Origin of the sequence: Marinobacter sp. AL4B (assembly GCF_019916045.1) — a bacterium.
Lineage (GTDB): Bacteria > Pseudomonadota > Gammaproteobacteria > Pseudomonadales > Oleiphilaceae > Marinobacter.
The window spans coordinates 269,552-283,956 of record NZ_JAILWZ010000013.1 but is presented as its reverse complement, the minus strand read 5'-3'; the positions used below and the strand labels follow the sequence as shown (position 1 = coordinate 283,956).

Sequence of the window (14,405 nt, the reverse complement as noted above, 5' to 3'; positions counted from 1 at the left end):
CGGTTGGAAGGTGCTCTTATTCATACCTCGTAAGAGGATTTGGCTTACTGTGCCGGAGTCTTACTGCCGTCAGAATGCCATTCGTACACCACAAATTCGAAGGACTTCAGGTCCCCGGCTTTGTCGTATTGAACGGTTCCGATCGGCGTTTCGAAACTGTTGGCGCGCAGAGCGGCGGCAACGTCAAACGGGTCTTTGGAATCGGCTTGCTTGATACCTTCAACGACTAGCTGAACAGCGGTGTAAGAAGGCAGAACAAACGGACCGGATGGGTCTTCGCCCTTGTCTTTGAAGGCTGTGACCAGTTCCTGGTTCTCGGCTTTCTCATCAAAGCTTGGTGGCAGGGTGACCAGTAAGCCTTCTGCGGCTTCACCGGCGATGGTGTTGATGTCTTTGTTACCAACCCCTTCCGGGCCCATGAACTTGGCCTCAACGTCGGTTTGGCGAGCTTGGCGCAGAATCAGTCCCAACTCAGGGTGGTAGCCACCGTAGTAGACGAAATCCACGTCGGCTTGCTTGATTTTCGTGACCAGCGAGGAGAAGTCTTTGTCGCCGGCGGTGATGCCTTCGAACATGGCAACTTCGATGCCCGCATCTTTCAGCGTGTCACGAACCGCAGTGGCAATGCCTTCACCGTACTGTTGCTTATCGTGAACAACGGCAACTCGCTCTGGCTTCTGGCTGGCGATGTAGTTACCGGCGACTGGGCCCTGCATGCTGTCCAAGCCAATGGTGCGGAACACCAGCTCATAGCCGCGTTCGGTGATTTCCGGGCTGGTAGACGCCGGGGTAATCATCAGAATGCCTTCATCTTCGTATATGTCGGAGGCAGGCTGGGTCGAGCTGGAACACAGATGGCCAATAACGTACTGAACGCCTTCATTCACCAGGCGGTTAGCAACGGTAACGGCTTGCTTTGGGTCGCAAACGTCATCGACTTCAACAGCAACCAGATCTTCACCCATCACACCGCCGGCGGCGTTGATGCGTTCGATGGCCATGCGGGCGCCAGAGAACTGCATGTCACCATACTGGGCGACCGGGCCGGTCATGGGGCCTGCAATGCCTATCTTGATATCTGCGGTAGCATGGCTTGCGGCCATCAGAGCTACAGATGCGCTTACAGCGGTAGCGAGTTTCTTTGCGGAAATGTTCATCGTGTTTTGTTCCTGTGTCTCAGGGTTCTTCTTATGTTCACAATGAGTTAAGAAACACCACAGTTCAGGCCTTGTCAAGCAAATGCGTGTAGGGCTGCGATACATATGCCAGTTTAGGCATCTTGCGAATCGTCGTGATCGATATAAACCAAATTTTTGAAGTTTTCGTGATCGTGCAATTGCTCGAAGCTTGGGTCAACCGATGCATCGTCTCGGTAGGCTTCGGAGATCTCGATGGCTTTTGCAAGGTTGGCAACCGCGTCTTCCCAGCGGCCGATCTCGGCAAAGGCGCAGGCCAGTTGGTAAAGCGCATGGCCGTTGTCTGGTGCCAGTTTGAGCGCGCGGTTACACAGGCTGATGGCCCAGAGCGGTTCTTGTATTTCGAGAACGGCATCGGCTTTGTAGCTCAGCGCTTCAACATCGTCTGGCCGGAGTTCCAGAATCTGGTCGTAGGTGTTGATCTTGTTCTGTTGCGACGTTTCCTGGCTGGCTTTGAGCCAGAGCGCATGGACTTCGTTGGTTAGCTCGATTTCCGCCTGGTTCTGGTGAATGATCTCCGACTTTTGCTGTAACTGCACTTCAATGGCCTTCAAGCGCTTTTCGTATTCCACCACCAATTCGTTAACTCGTTCTTCTGCAAGGCCTGTGAGCTGGTGGCGCATGTCGCGAATCGAGTTCCAGCCGATAACGACGAGAATGGAGGTGGCGCCAGCAATCAAGTAGAAGAAGTAGGTGACCGTATCGGCGGCATAAGACATGGATTTGTCGGCCACCGACAGCTCCTTCTCGACGACTTTCTCTATCAGCTCGGCACGGGTGTTTTGCATGTCTTGTCTAAGTGCTTTTGTTTCGTCGAGCAGGTATAGCTCTACGAAGGGCGTATACATCGGTTTTTCCAGTGTTTTGATACTTTCTTCCAAGTCTTCGGCTGACAGCTCTTTGTCTGGGCCAAGTTCCTGCCCTTGTGCATGGAGGTGTCCGGCAAAAATAAGGGCGAGGATGAAAACGAGGTAGTGCCTGATCATTAAAGATGTCCGCTTTTCGGTGAGTAGAACAGTATCAGTGAATGACCTTAGCACAGTGGCTATTAGAAATAATGCCGAGGGGCAGCGCGAGTTGGCGGCATGGGGCGTTGCAGGTGAGCTAGGTAATATTCGCACTTGCATCAAAGAGGGCGAAGACCTCTAATAGTTAGAGGTATAAACAAATCGCTTGGGAGTCGAGTTTTGGATAGTTACGAGCAGGTGTTGGTAGCGCTTCGGCGGGTTATCCGGGCAACGGATTTGCATTCGAAACGGTTGAGTAAGCATGCCGGGCTGACGGGGCCTCAGTTGCTGATTATGCGCACCATTCGTGATTTGGGTGAGGTGACAATCGGTACGATTGCCGAGAATGTCAGTCTCAGTCAGGCAACGGTAACGACCATTCTCGACCGCCTTGAGCACCGTAAGCTGGTTTATCGGGTGCGTAGCACGAAGGATAAGCGAAAGGTGCATGCGCATTTGACTGAAGACGGAGCGGATCTTTTGGCTCGTGCGCCGAACCCTTTGCAGGAAGACTTCATTGAGAAGTTTCAGAATCTGGCAGAGTGGGAGCAGACGATGATTTTGTCGTCGTTGCAGCGTGTGGCTCACATGATGGACGCTGATGACATTGATGCTTCGCCAGTTCTGACGGTGGGGTCTGTGTTGAAGGATGACGGCTGGAAGGAGAAGGCCTGAGGTTGGGGCCTGGCACTGGGTGGGGCGTATGTTTTCTTTGGAATAATAACTCGCTTCGCTCAGACATCTTCTTCTGGCAGAAAACACACGCCCCACCCAGTACCGATCGGGCTATCGGTATGGGTTAATGCACGCTAGACCCACTCTTCGGCTTATTGCCAAAGCACACCTGAAACACGTCGTTGTAGTTCTTGGCAAAGTTCACGGTTAGCCCTTCTTTGAGATAATCCGGCAACTCATCGTAATCCCCCCGGTTTGCCTCGGGCAGAATCAGGTTGCTGATTTTCTGCCTTCTGGCGGCAATCACCTTTTCACGAATTCCACCGACCGGTAGTACCTGTCCAGTCAGCGTTAGCTCGCCGGTCATGGCCAGATTCTGCTGGGGTGCTTCCCTGCGGGCGATCGAGAGCAGGGCGGTTGCCATGGTGACACCGGCGCTGGGGCCGTCTTTCGGTGTTGCGCCTTCGGGCACGTGCAAGTGTACGAAAGACTTCTCGAAGAAGGTCGGGTCGCCTTTAAAGCGTTTCAAATTGGAAGCCACGTAGCTGTAGGCGATTTCTGCGGACTCGCGCATGACGTCTCCCAACTGCCCCGTCAGTTTGAAACCCCGATGGTGGGTATGCACGCGGGAGGCTTCGATGCTCAGAGTAGCTCCGCCCATGGCGGTCCACGCTAAACCAGTGACCACACCAGTACCTTTCAGGGATTTTTCTTTACGGAATGCTGGTTGGCCGAGATAGGTGGTTAAGTCGCCCACACCGACTCTGACCGGTTCACCCGGATGTTCCAGCAGTTTCACAATGCCTTTGCGAATAATTTTGTGCAGCAGCTTTTCAAGGCTGCGTACGCCAGCTTCCCGGGCATACCCTTCGATCACTTGGCGCACGGCAGCGTCTGAAATGTTTAGCTGTTTTTTCAGTAAGCCGGCACGTTTGAGCAGGCGAGGGATCAGGTAATGCTTGGCAATGGCAAGCTTTTCTTCACCGATGTAGCCAGACAACCGAATCACATCCATCCGGTCTAGTAGTGGCCGGGGGATGGTGTCTAGCTGGTTGGCGGTGCAGATGAACAGGACCTTGGACAGATCCATGCGGACATCCAGGTAGTGATCCAAAAACTCTTTGTTTTGCTCCGGGTCCAGAGTTTCCAGCAGGGCGGACGCCGGGTCGCCCTGGAAGGAGGAGCCGATTTTGTCGATCTCATCCAGCATGATGACGGGGTTGGCAACTTTTGTGTCTTTGAGTGCTTGCACAAATTTGCCCGGCATCGCGCCGATGTAGGTGCGGCGGTGGCCTTTGATCTCGGCTTCGTCGCGCATGCCGCCAACACTGAAACGGTAGAATTCGCGGCCCAAAGCATCTGCCACGGAGTGGCCGATCGATGTCTTGCCCACGCCCGGCGGGCCAACCAGCAAGAGGATGGAGCCACTCATTTCGCCTTTGAAAGAGCCTTCAGCAAGGAACTCGATGATGCGGTCTTTGACATCATTCAGGCCGTCGTGGTCCCGGTCCAATATCTTTCGCGCAGCAGCGAGATCGAAATGGTCTTCGGAGTATTCGCCCCATGGCACTTGCGTGAGCCAGTCGAGGTAATTGCGGGTGACGCCGTATTCCGGCGAGCCTTGCTCCAGAATCTGCAATTTCTGAATTTCCTCGTCGAAGCGTTCTTGCACCGCGTCCGGCGGGTTCAGTTTGGCCATCCGCGCTTCGAAGCGCTCTGCATCGGCGGTCTTGTCGTCTTTGGCGATGCCGAGCTCGCGCTGAATGACCTTCAGTTGCTCGCGCAGGAAGAATTCACGCTGGTGCTTTTGCACCTTTTCGTTCACTTCCTCGTTGATCTCGGACTGCAGGCGAGCGACTTCCAGCTCTTTGCGCATGAGCAGAAGCACCCGCTCCATGCGGCGAAGCAGCGGAACCGTATCCAGAACTTCCTGCAGCTCCTGCCCGGGTGCGCTGGTCATAGAAGCGCCGAAGTCGGCCAGTGGCGAGCTGTCATCCGGGCCGAAGCGCGAGAGGTACTGTTTTACGTCTTCGCCATAGAGCGGATTCGTGCGCAGCAGTTCCTTGATGGCACCGATGATGGCGAGGGTGTAAGCCTTAAGCTCATCGGCCGGCTCTTCTGGCTCTTCCGGGTACTCGACCTCCACCAGATAGGGCGGGCGGCGGCGCAGCCATTGCACGATCTTGAAACGGTGCAAGCCTTGAGCAATGAATTGGACTTTGCCGTTGTCGTGCTGGGCTTGATGAACCCGAACGGCGCAGCCCATTAATTCCAGTTCGTCGCTGGCAGGCACGCCTGAGTCACTCTCGGTGTCCTCAACAAAGCAAATGCCGAGCATTTTGTGATCGGTTTCCGCCACCCGTTTCAGGGTTTCCTGCCAAGGATCTTCGTTGACCATCACCGGCTGCACCTGTGCCGGAAAAAATGGCCGGTTGGTGACAGGCAGCACATACATTCTGTTTGGCCGGGCTTGTTGTGGCAACGCGAGGGCCTTGTTATTTTCTTCTTTACCGATGTATTCGGTCACGTCTTCTTCAAATTCGTCCAGGGAGTCTTTGCGGTTTTCGTCGTTCATACCGTTCGCTCTAAAGGCGTGAGTGTTTACTGTCCTATGTGACGGCGATGGTGCGATTTTCAAGTTGGCTTGATTTTTTATTGTTTGGCCCCCATTACCAAAGCCATCAAACATCCTTTTGACCGGGTTACTTTATGACTGCTTCAGCCTATATCTTTGATGCCACCATGGACAATTTTCCGCAGGAGGTGATGGAAGCCTCCGCTAAAACGCCCATCTTGGTGGATGTCTGGGCGGATTGGTGTGCGCCGTGCAAGCAGCTGATGCCGATACTGGAAAAACTGGCGGACGAATATCAGGGCAATTTTCTGCTGGCAAAAGTGAATGCCGACGAGCAGCAGGAGCTGACCTCGTCCCTAGGGGTGCGCAGCCTGCCCACCGTTATTCTTGTGAAAGATGGCCAGGCTGTAGACGGATTCAATGGCGCCCAGCCGGAAAGTGAAATCCGCAAAGTGCTGGAGAAGCACGTTGAACTGCCGGCAGAAGACCCTTACGAAAAAGCTCATGCGCTTTGGGAAACGGGTGATCTGGACGGTGCGCTGGCGATTCTGACGGAAATGAACCAGAAGGACCCGGAAAATCTCGACGTATTGATTGATCTGGCCCAGCTCAAAGCCGAACAGGGCGATCTCGAAACGGCCGAACAAGTGCTCGACAGCTTGCCACCGGAAGAGAAGCTGCAGACCAAGGCCAAACAGCTGGCGGCTCGGATCAAGTTTCTAAAGCAGTCCAGTGAGCTGCCTGCTCTTGAAGGTTTGGAGCAAGCATTGGATGTCAATCCAAAGGATCCGGAAGCCCTGCACCAGTTAGCGCTGCATAAGGTGCTGCAGGAGGAGAACGCAGAGGCGATGGACTTGTTGATCCGGCTCATGCAGGCGGACAGCACTTATAAAGACGGTGTGGCCAAGTCGACGTTGGTGGAGTTGTTTGAGAAGCTGGGCAATAACAATGCGGATGTGCGGACGTATCGGAGAAAGTTGTATACGTTGATGCATTGAGGTCGCACAGTAAAAAGGCCAGATGAATTCCTTCATCTGGCCTTTTTGTATCTGCGTCAGGCAAGGGTGTTATCCATTCCCTTTCTGCATCTGTTCAAACTCATCTTCAAAAAAGAACTTTTCCTCTCCGAAGGCAGGCTCCAGCTCATGCAGCCAGGTGGCTGTTTCGCTGAACTTGGCGAAGAACGGGCGCTGTACCCAGTCCGGGTTGCGGCCTTGCAGGAAGCGCAGCACGAAAACCTTTTCGCCTTTGATTTCGGCAATGCCTTGGATTTCTACTTTGCCGGGACCGGCACTCATGCTGGGGCCTCGTGCGGTACGGGCCAGCCCGGAGACCTTCTTCATGGCTTCTCGGTAGATGTTGTAGGCTTCCGCTAGCGGCACTTCAAAGTAGTTCTTGGCGCCGGTGTCCCGCTCTACAAACATGTAGTAAGGGATGATGCCCAGCTTCACTTCTTTCTTCCACAGCTTGGCCCATGCGTCGGCGTCGTCGTTGACGTGCTTGATCAGCGGGCCCTGCGCACGGATTTCTGCTCCGGTGGCGCGGATGCGGCGAATGGCTTCTTCCGCGATGTCGGTAGTGATTTCCTGCCAGTGGTTGTAGTGCGCCATGATGGCTACGTGCTTGCCGGCATCAACCAATTTGGCGAACAGCTCGATCAGTTCGTCTGCATCCTTGTCGGTTACGAAGCGGTAGGGCCAGAAGGTGAGGGCCTTGGTACCGATTCGAATGGTCTGGATGTGGTCGAATTCCGGCTGAAGCAGTGGTTCCAGGTACTGGGCCAGGCTTTTGGTTTTCATAACCATGGGGTCGCCGCCGGTTACCAGCAGATCGGTCACTTCGGTGTGTTCCTGCAGGTAGCCGTGAAGCTTCTCGGCTTCGGTGCTGGACATCTTCAGGTCTTTGTCGCCGACGAATTGCGCCCAGCGGAAGCAGAAGGTGCAGTATGAGTGACAGGTCTGGCCTTGGGCTGGGAAGAACAGCACTGTTTCGCGGTATTTGTGCTGTACGCCGTCCAGCACTTCGCCGTCCAGCTCCGGCATGTTCATTTCCATTTGGCCGGCTGGGTGCGGGTTCAGGTCATCGCGGATTTGCTTGGCAACGGCCTGGATTTCTTTCTTGTCTGCGCCGTCCCGGTGCATTTGTGCCATCTGCTCGTAATGCTCGTCCTTCAGCATACCCTTTTGCGGGAACACTAACTGGTAGATGGGGTCGTTTGGAACTTTGTCCCAGTTGATCAACTCGTTGATGACGTATTCGTTGACGCGGAAGGGCAACACGCTGGCCACAACCTTCATCTCAAACAGGGTTTCCTCTGGCAGGCCCTGAATGGCTTCAATTTTGTCGAGCTGGCGGTCAGTAAACACCTTAAACCGGCGCTCTTCGAATTCCTGCACCGGAATACGGTTAGGAAAGGTGACGATGGAGTTCATAGATCGCCCTCTGTTGGGTAATAAAATAAAAGAAGGCTATAGCACCTTCATAATTGCCTAAAAAACGGGCCGAAAATTATACAGAATTCTGAAATTATTTTCAGTTCTAATTAATTTGCCCGTGGGGTCGCATTGCCCTGAATGGTTCTGTTTTGGGGTGGAGGCCTGTCATTACGGGGTGTGGTCGTTCGTCGGGAACAGGAAAAATATTTAGCGACGCGAAGGTTTATTGGGGCGGTTCGGGTATCAGACCTTGGTCGGGGGTGTGTTGTTTTAATGAAGTGAGTTGGTCATTATTACGTAAATAAACAGAAATTATGCGTGCCTTGATGTCGTTATTTCAGGTTTCTGGCTAAAAAACGTGTTTGTTTTGCTAAAAGTACGTAATTTCAGTGAGCCGCATTGCCTGTGGCAGTCCGCCACAGGAAAAAAATGAAAGCTGTTCTATGCTTGAGGGAAGTCATGCAGGCCACTCAGCATTTCTCGCAAGCTGTTACTTCAATAATAAAGCTGCCTGTTATCGCAGTTTCCAATTTCGCATCGTGTTTGGCTGCTGATCGTGGCGCACGTTGCACTCGTTAGGTTCAGGGGAGGGTTAGATGTACCAGGATGATGATCCCATTGAGACCAGAGAATGGTTAGATGCACTGGAATCTCTGATCGAGAATGAAGGTATAGATCGAGTTAAGTACATACTGGAGCGCCTTTCCGAGCGCGCCAGTCGAGATGGCACTCAGCTGCCGTACTCCATCACAACGCCATTCCGCAATACTATTCCGGTAACGCAGGAAGCTAGAATGCCGGGTGATCTGTTCATGGAGCGCCGAATCCGTTCACTGATTCGCTGGAACGCCATGGCTATGGTGGTGCGGGCTAACAAGCGCCCGGGCGATTTGGGGGGGCATATTTCTACGTTCTCTTCTGCTGCCACATTGTATGACGTGGGCTTCAACTACTTCTTCCACGGTGGCGATGACAAGCGGGATTCAGATTTGGTGTATTTTCAGGGGCATGCGTCGCCGGGTATCTATGCGCGTTCGTTCCTTGAAGGTCGATTCAGTGAAGAGCAGTTGGACAAATACCGTGAAGAAACCGGTGGTGAAGGTCTGTCCTCCTACCCGCACCCATGGTTGATGCCAGACTATTGGCAGTTCCCCACTGTCTCCATGGGGCTCGGGCCGATCCAATCCATCTATCAAGCGCATGTGATGAAGTATTTGCACAGCCGCGAACTGATCGACATGGGCGATCGAAAGGTTTGGAGCTTCCTGGGCGACGGCGAGTGTGACGAGCCCGAAACCTTGGGCTGCATCTCCAAAGCTGGCCGAGAAAAGCTGGATAACCTGATCTTCGTGGTGAACTGCAACTTGCAGCGTCTGGATGGTCCGGTTCGTGGTAACGGCAAGATCATGCAAGAGCTGGAAGGTTCTTTCCGGGGTGCCGGCTGGAACGTCATTAAAGTCGTTTGGGGTCGAATGTGGGATCCGCTGTTTGATCAAGACGAAGACGGCGTCATGCAGCGGGCTATGGATGAGGTTTGCGACGGTGATCTGCAAAACTACGCGTTCAAAGGCCCATCCGCCACCCGCAAAGAGTTCTTCGGGAAATATCCGGAAATGGCTAAGCTGGTTGAAGGCCTGTCAGATGACGACATCGCCAAACTGAACCGTGGCGGCCACGATCCTTATAAAGTGTACGCGGCGTATCACCGTGCGGTGCACCAGAATAACGGCAAACCGACGGTGATTTTGGCCCACACCATCAAAGGTTACGGCTTTGGCGCAGCGGGTGAAGCGCAGAACACCGCACACTCGCTGAAGAAGCTGGATCTGGATACCCTCAAAGCGTTCCGGGACCGGTTCGGTGTGCCCCTCAAAGATGAGGAGCTGGAAGATGTGCCCTATTACCGCCCGGCACCGGACAGCCCCGAACTGGTGTACATGAAGAAGAAGCGCCAAGAACTGGGCGGCTTCTACCCGAAACGTAATAAAGACTGTCAGCCGTTGCAGATACCCGATCTGGATATCTTCAAAGCGGTGCTGGAAGGTTCTGGTGATCGCGAAATCTCCACCACTATGGCGTTTGTGCGTTTGCTGGGTGCTTTGGTTAAAGACAAGCGTGTGGGCAAGCGTGTGGTACCGATCGTTCCCGACGAAGCCCGTACTTTTGGTATGGAAGGCATGTTCCGTCAGCTGGGTATCTACACGTCTGAAGGGCAAATGTATGTGCCTCAAGACCGTGACCAGATCATGTATTACCGTGAGGCCAAGCAGGGCCAGATCTTGCAGGAAGGCATCAACGAAGCCGGTGCCATGGCGACCTGGATGGCTGCGGCTACTTCCTACAGCAATAACAGCTTCCCGCTGATTCCGTTCTACACGTTCTATTCCATGTTTGGTTTCCAGCGAATTGGCGATCTGGCTTGGGCGTCTGGCGACATGCAGGCTCGGGGTTTCCTGATCGGTGGCACCGCAGGACGTACCACGCTGAACGGTGAAGGTTTGCAGCACCAGGACGGCCACAGCCATGTGTTGGCGAATACCATCCCGAACTGTAAGGCCTACGACCCGGCCTATGGTTACGAAATGGCCGTAGTGATCCATCACGGCATGAAGGAAATGTTTGAAGAGGACCAGAACGTTTTCTACTACTTGACCATGGAAAACGAGAACTACGTGCAGCCTGCGATGCCGAAGGGTTGTGAGGAAGGCATCATCAAAGGCATGTACCTGTTTGAATCCGTTGAAGCCAAAGGCAAGAAAAAATCGCCGCGAGTTCAGCTGATGGGCGCTGGTGCCATTCTCAACGAAGTGCGCGAAGCAGCCCAGTTGTTGAAAGAAGATTGGGGTGTGGCATCGGATGTCTGGAGTGTGACCAGCTACAACGAGCTGGCCCGCGATGGTCAACACGTTGAACGTTGGAATGCCCTGCACCCGGATGACAAGCCCCGTAAGGCCTATGTAACCCAGTGTCTGGAAAAGCAGAAAGGGCCGGTGATTTCATCAACCGACTACATCAAGCTGCATTCTGAACAGCTACGGGCCTATGTCCCGGCTACCTACATGACGTTGGGTACCGACGGCTTCGGCCGCAGTGACACCCGCGAGAAGCTTCGCAATTTCTTCGAAGTAGACCGTTATTACGTCGCGGTTGATGCCTTGGCGGCTTTAGCTAAAGACGGCGAAATCGACCAGAAGCAGGTTCTCGAAGCGATGCGCAAGTACGGTATCGATCGCAACAAACCGAACCCGGCGCACAGCTAAGGAGTCCGCTATGAGTGAACAGGAAATTAAAGTTCCCGATCTCGGCGGTGCTGATGAAGTCGAAGTGATCGAAATCATCGCCAGCGAAGGGGATACAGTACAGGAAGAAGATCCGATTTTGACGGTTGAAACCGACAAGGCGACGGTCGAATTACCGTCCCCGGCCGCCGGTAAGATCAGCAAAATAACCGCTAAAGTCGGTGACAAAATCAAAGAAGGCGATGTGGTGGCTATGCTCGTTGCCAGCGATGATTCCGGCGATTCAGACGACTCGGAAGAGGGTTCCGAGAGTGCCGAGGCCGAGAGCAAAGTCGATACGGATGAGAAAGCGGAAGCTAAGTCCGAAGACAGCAAGCCGGCTCCGAAAAAACAGTCAGGTGGCTCGCGTACTGAACGGGTGAAAGTACCCTCGCTTGATGGTATGGAAGACATTCCGGTCATCGAGATTAACGTCTCCGAGGGCGACACGGTTGCAGTAGACGATCCACTGGTGACGGTGGAATCGGACAAAGCGACCATGGAAATTCCGTCTCCCTTCGCTGGCAAAGTCAGCAAGATACTGGTGAAAGAGGGCGACAAGTTGTCCGAAGGCGCCGATTTGCTGGATCTGGTTATCGAAGACGAAGGTGATGAGTCGGACGAAGCTGAAAGCACCGAAGAGAAAGCGCCGTCGAAGGAAAGCGCTGACCAGTCTGAGTCAAAATCTGACTCCAAACCTGAAAAACAGGAAGACAGCTCGGCTCAAAGTGCCACCTACGCCCCGCCTTCGCCGGGTGCCAAGGTGCATGCTGGCCCGGCGGTCCGTAAATTGGCCCGGGAGTTGGGTGCAGACCTTACCCGTATCAAGGGCTCAGGCCCTAAGAGCCGGATCCTGAAAGACGATGTTCAGGATTACGTGAAGGGTCAGCTGCAGCAGGTACAGCAGGGTTCTTCTGTGGGTGGCGGAAACGGCATCCCGGCTGTCAAACTGCCAGATTTCAGCAAGTTCGGTGAAATTAAGCGGGAAGGCATGTCTCGCATGATGTTCACTACAGCGAACAACATGCAGCGCAGCTGGCTGAACGTGCCCCACGTAACCCAGTTTGATGATGCGGATATCACGGAGATGGAAGCCTTCCGCAAAGCGCAAAAAGCGGCCGGTGAAAAACGTGGTGTGAAAATGACGCCCCTGCCGTTCCTGCTAAAAGCATGTGCCGCAGCACTGGCAGAATTGCCCCAGTTCAACGTGTCATTGGATATGGAGCGCAAGGAAGTAGTGCGCAAGAAGTACATCCATATCGGCATTGCGGTGGACACCCCGCACGGTTTGATGGTGCCGGTGATCCGGGACGTAGACCAAAAAGGCCTGTGGGAACTGGCGGCTGAAAGTGCCGAGTTGGCACAGAAGGCCCGGGACAAGCAGCTGAAACCGGCTGAAATGCAGGGCGCTTGCTTCACTATCACCAGCTTGGGTGGTATTGGTGGCACTGCTTTCACGCCGATCGTGAATACCCCGGAAGTGGCTATTCTGGGTGTGTCTAAAGCAGCTATGAAGCCGGTGTGGGATGGTAACGAGTTTCAGCCACGCTTGATGCTGCCCTTGTCGTTGTCTTACGACCACCGGGCAGTGAACGGCGCGGATGCGGCACGATTCACCAGTCTGCTCACGCAGGTGCTTGGGGATATCCGCACCTTGTTGCTGTAGTCTTAGCCTTTTGCCGCTTCAATCTGACTAGGTTGAAGCGGCAAATCTCGGCAAGACATTTCGTATTTGGTGGACAATAAAATCATGGCCAACAAGGCAAGTTTCCATTGGGAAGACCCCCTTCTTCTCAACCAACAACTGACCGATGAAGAGCGAATGGTGCGCGACAGCGCCCGCCAATTCGCCGAGAAGCATCTTCGGCCTCGTGTAGTAGACGCATTCCGTAACGAACACACCGATCCCGAGATTTTTCGGGAAATGGGTGCCAATGGCCTTTTAGGTGCCACCATACCCGAGCAGTACGGTGGCAGTGGCCTGAACTATGTCAGCTACGGCTTGGTTGCCCGGGAGATCGAACGGGTAGATTCCGGCTACCGTTCCATGATGAGTGTGCAATCATCCTTGGTGATGGTACCCATCTACGAATTCGGCAATGAAGAAACCCGTCAGAAATACCTCCCCAAACTGGCCTCCGGTGAGTGGATAGGTTGCTTCGGCCTGACCGAACCGGATCATGGCTCCGATCCTGGTAGCATGGCTACTCGCGCCCGTAAGGTGGACGGAGGTTACAAGCTGACCGGCAGTAAAATGTGGATAACCAACAGCCCGATAGCCGATGTGTTTGTGGTCTGGGGCAAAGATGACGACGGCAAGATTCGCGGCTTCGTACTGGAAAAAGGTTGGGAAGGTCTGAGTACGCCGGAGATTCACGGTAAGGTGGGCCTGCGCGCTTCGATTACCGGTGAGATCGTTATGGACGAGGTGTTTGTGCCGGAAGAAAATGCTTTCCCCGAGGTTAGAGGCTTGAAAGGTCCGTTCACATGCCTGGATTCCGCTCGTTACGGCATTTCTTGGGGCGCCCTAGGGGCTGCAGAAGATTGCTGGCACACAGCGCGACAGTATGTGCTGGACCGTAAGCAGTTTGGCCGCCCATTGGCTGCCAATCAGCTGGTTCAGAAAAAACTGGCGGATATGCAAGCCGAGATTACGCTGGGTTTGCAAGGCGCTTTGCGCTTGGGCCGAATGAAGGATGAAGGTTCTGCAGCGGTGGAGATTACCTCCATCATGAAGCGCAACTCCTGTGGTAAAGCTCTTGAGGTTGCCCGGCTGGCCCGAGACATGCTCGGCGGTAACGGTATTAGCGACGAGTTTGGTATTGCCCGCCATCTGGTGAACTTAGAAGTGGTGAATACCTACGAAGGCACCCATGACGTGCACGCGCTGATTTTGGGGCGCGCGCAAACGGGCATTCAAGCCTTCTTCTGATTGTTGTTGAGAGAGTATTCAAAAGCCGGGTTACCTGACAGGTGTCCCGGCTTTTGTGTTTGTGGGCAATCAGTTTGCGAAAAACATCCAATCAAAGTAATTGTGAAGATCCTGCATGGCGGAGGCTTCGGCAGGCTGGGTCAGTTCGAACAGCAGACTTTGGTCTTTGGCTAGTTTCATAATGACACCTCGTGAAGTTTCAGCATATTGAGCAGGGCAGTTGTCGGCTGCCGTCATAAGAGTGTTTGCATCAGCTGTGCCAGTTTTTATTTGAAGGTAACTGGTTGATTTTGAATGGCGGGATAAA

Annotated in this window: 9 protein-coding genes; 5 read left to right on the top strand and 4 right to left on the bottom strand. The window is 53.9% G+C overall.

The genetic code is table 11. The annotated features are described in order from the left end of the window. Positions 1–44 precede the first annotated feature (44 nt). Together K5L82_RS11610 and K5L82_RS11605 are read right to left on the bottom strand one after the other, a co-directional pair. Positions 45–1,157 carry a branched-chain amino acid ABC transporter substrate-binding protein gene (locus tag K5L82_RS11610; protein ID WP_133007452.1) on the bottom strand — a complete coding sequence of 371 codons (1,113 nt, stop codon included), beginning with the start codon at positions 1,155–1,157 and terminating at the stop codon, positions 45–47. A gap of 113 nt (positions 1,158–1,270) precedes the next feature. Further along, the gene (locus K5L82_RS11605; protein ID WP_223134264.1) at positions 1,271–2,182 is read right to left on the bottom strand and encodes a tetratricopeptide repeat protein; all 912 of its coding nucleotides are present in this window, start codon (positions 2,180–2,182) and stop codon (positions 1,271–1,273) included. Positions 2,183–2,383: 201 nt separating this feature from the next. On the opposite strand from K5L82_RS11605, the gene K5L82_RS11600 reads away from it, so the two are divergent. Beyond that, positions 2,384–2,878 (top strand): MarR family winged helix-turn-helix transcriptional regulator, encoded by a 495-nt coding sequence (locus K5L82_RS11600; RefSeq protein WP_114334515.1) that lies wholly within the window; start codon positions 2,384–2,386, stop codon positions 2,876–2,878. Between the two features lie 124 nt (positions 2,879–3,002). Here K5L82_RS11600 and lon read toward each other — a convergent pair whose 3' ends face one another. Then, on the bottom strand, positions 3,003–5,453 hold the full coding sequence (gene lon / locus K5L82_RS11595) for an endopeptidase La (protein WP_223134263.1): 2,451 nt from the start codon (positions 5,451–5,453) through the stop codon (positions 3,003–3,005). Between the two features lie 134 nt (positions 5,454–5,587). Here lon and trxA point away from each other — a divergent pair, with 134 nt between their 5' ends. Next, positions 5,588–6,451 carry a thioredoxin gene (gene trxA / locus K5L82_RS11590; protein ID WP_223134262.1) on the top strand — a complete coding sequence of 288 codons (864 nt, stop codon included), beginning with the start codon at positions 5,588–5,590 and terminating at the stop codon, positions 6,449–6,451. Positions 6,452–6,520: 69 nt separating this feature from the next. Here the strand turns inward: trxA and K5L82_RS11585 are convergent, their stop codons facing one another. Beyond that, positions 6,521–7,885, bottom strand: coding sequence for a KamA family radical SAM protein (locus K5L82_RS11585; RefSeq protein WP_133007456.1), 1,365 nt, complete (start codon positions 7,883–7,885; stop codon positions 6,521–6,523). A 599-nt stretch (positions 7,886–8,484) separates the two neighbouring features. Here K5L82_RS11585 and aceE point away from each other — a divergent pair. The 3 genes from aceE (at position 8,485) to K5L82_RS11570 (ending at position 14,098) form a co-directional block, all read left to right on the top strand. Continuing rightward, positions 8,485–11,148, top strand: a complete 2,664-nt coding sequence (gene aceE, locus K5L82_RS11580) for a pyruvate dehydrogenase (acetyl-transferring), homodimeric type (protein WP_223134261.1) — start codon at positions 8,485–8,487, stop codon at positions 11,146–11,148. 10 nt (positions 11,149–11,158) lie between these two features. Beyond that, positions 11,159–12,832, top strand: a complete 1,674-nt coding sequence (gene aceF, locus K5L82_RS11575; protein WP_223134260.1) for a dihydrolipoyllysine-residue acetyltransferase — start codon at positions 11,159–11,161, stop codon at positions 12,830–12,832. A gap of 84 nt (positions 12,833–12,916) precedes the next feature. Beyond that, the gene (locus K5L82_RS11570; protein WP_223134259.1) at positions 12,917–14,098 is read left to right on the top strand and encodes an acyl-CoA dehydrogenase; all 1,182 of its coding nucleotides are present in this window, start codon (positions 12,917–12,919) and stop codon (positions 14,096–14,098) included. Positions 14,099–14,405 lie beyond the last annotated feature (307 nt).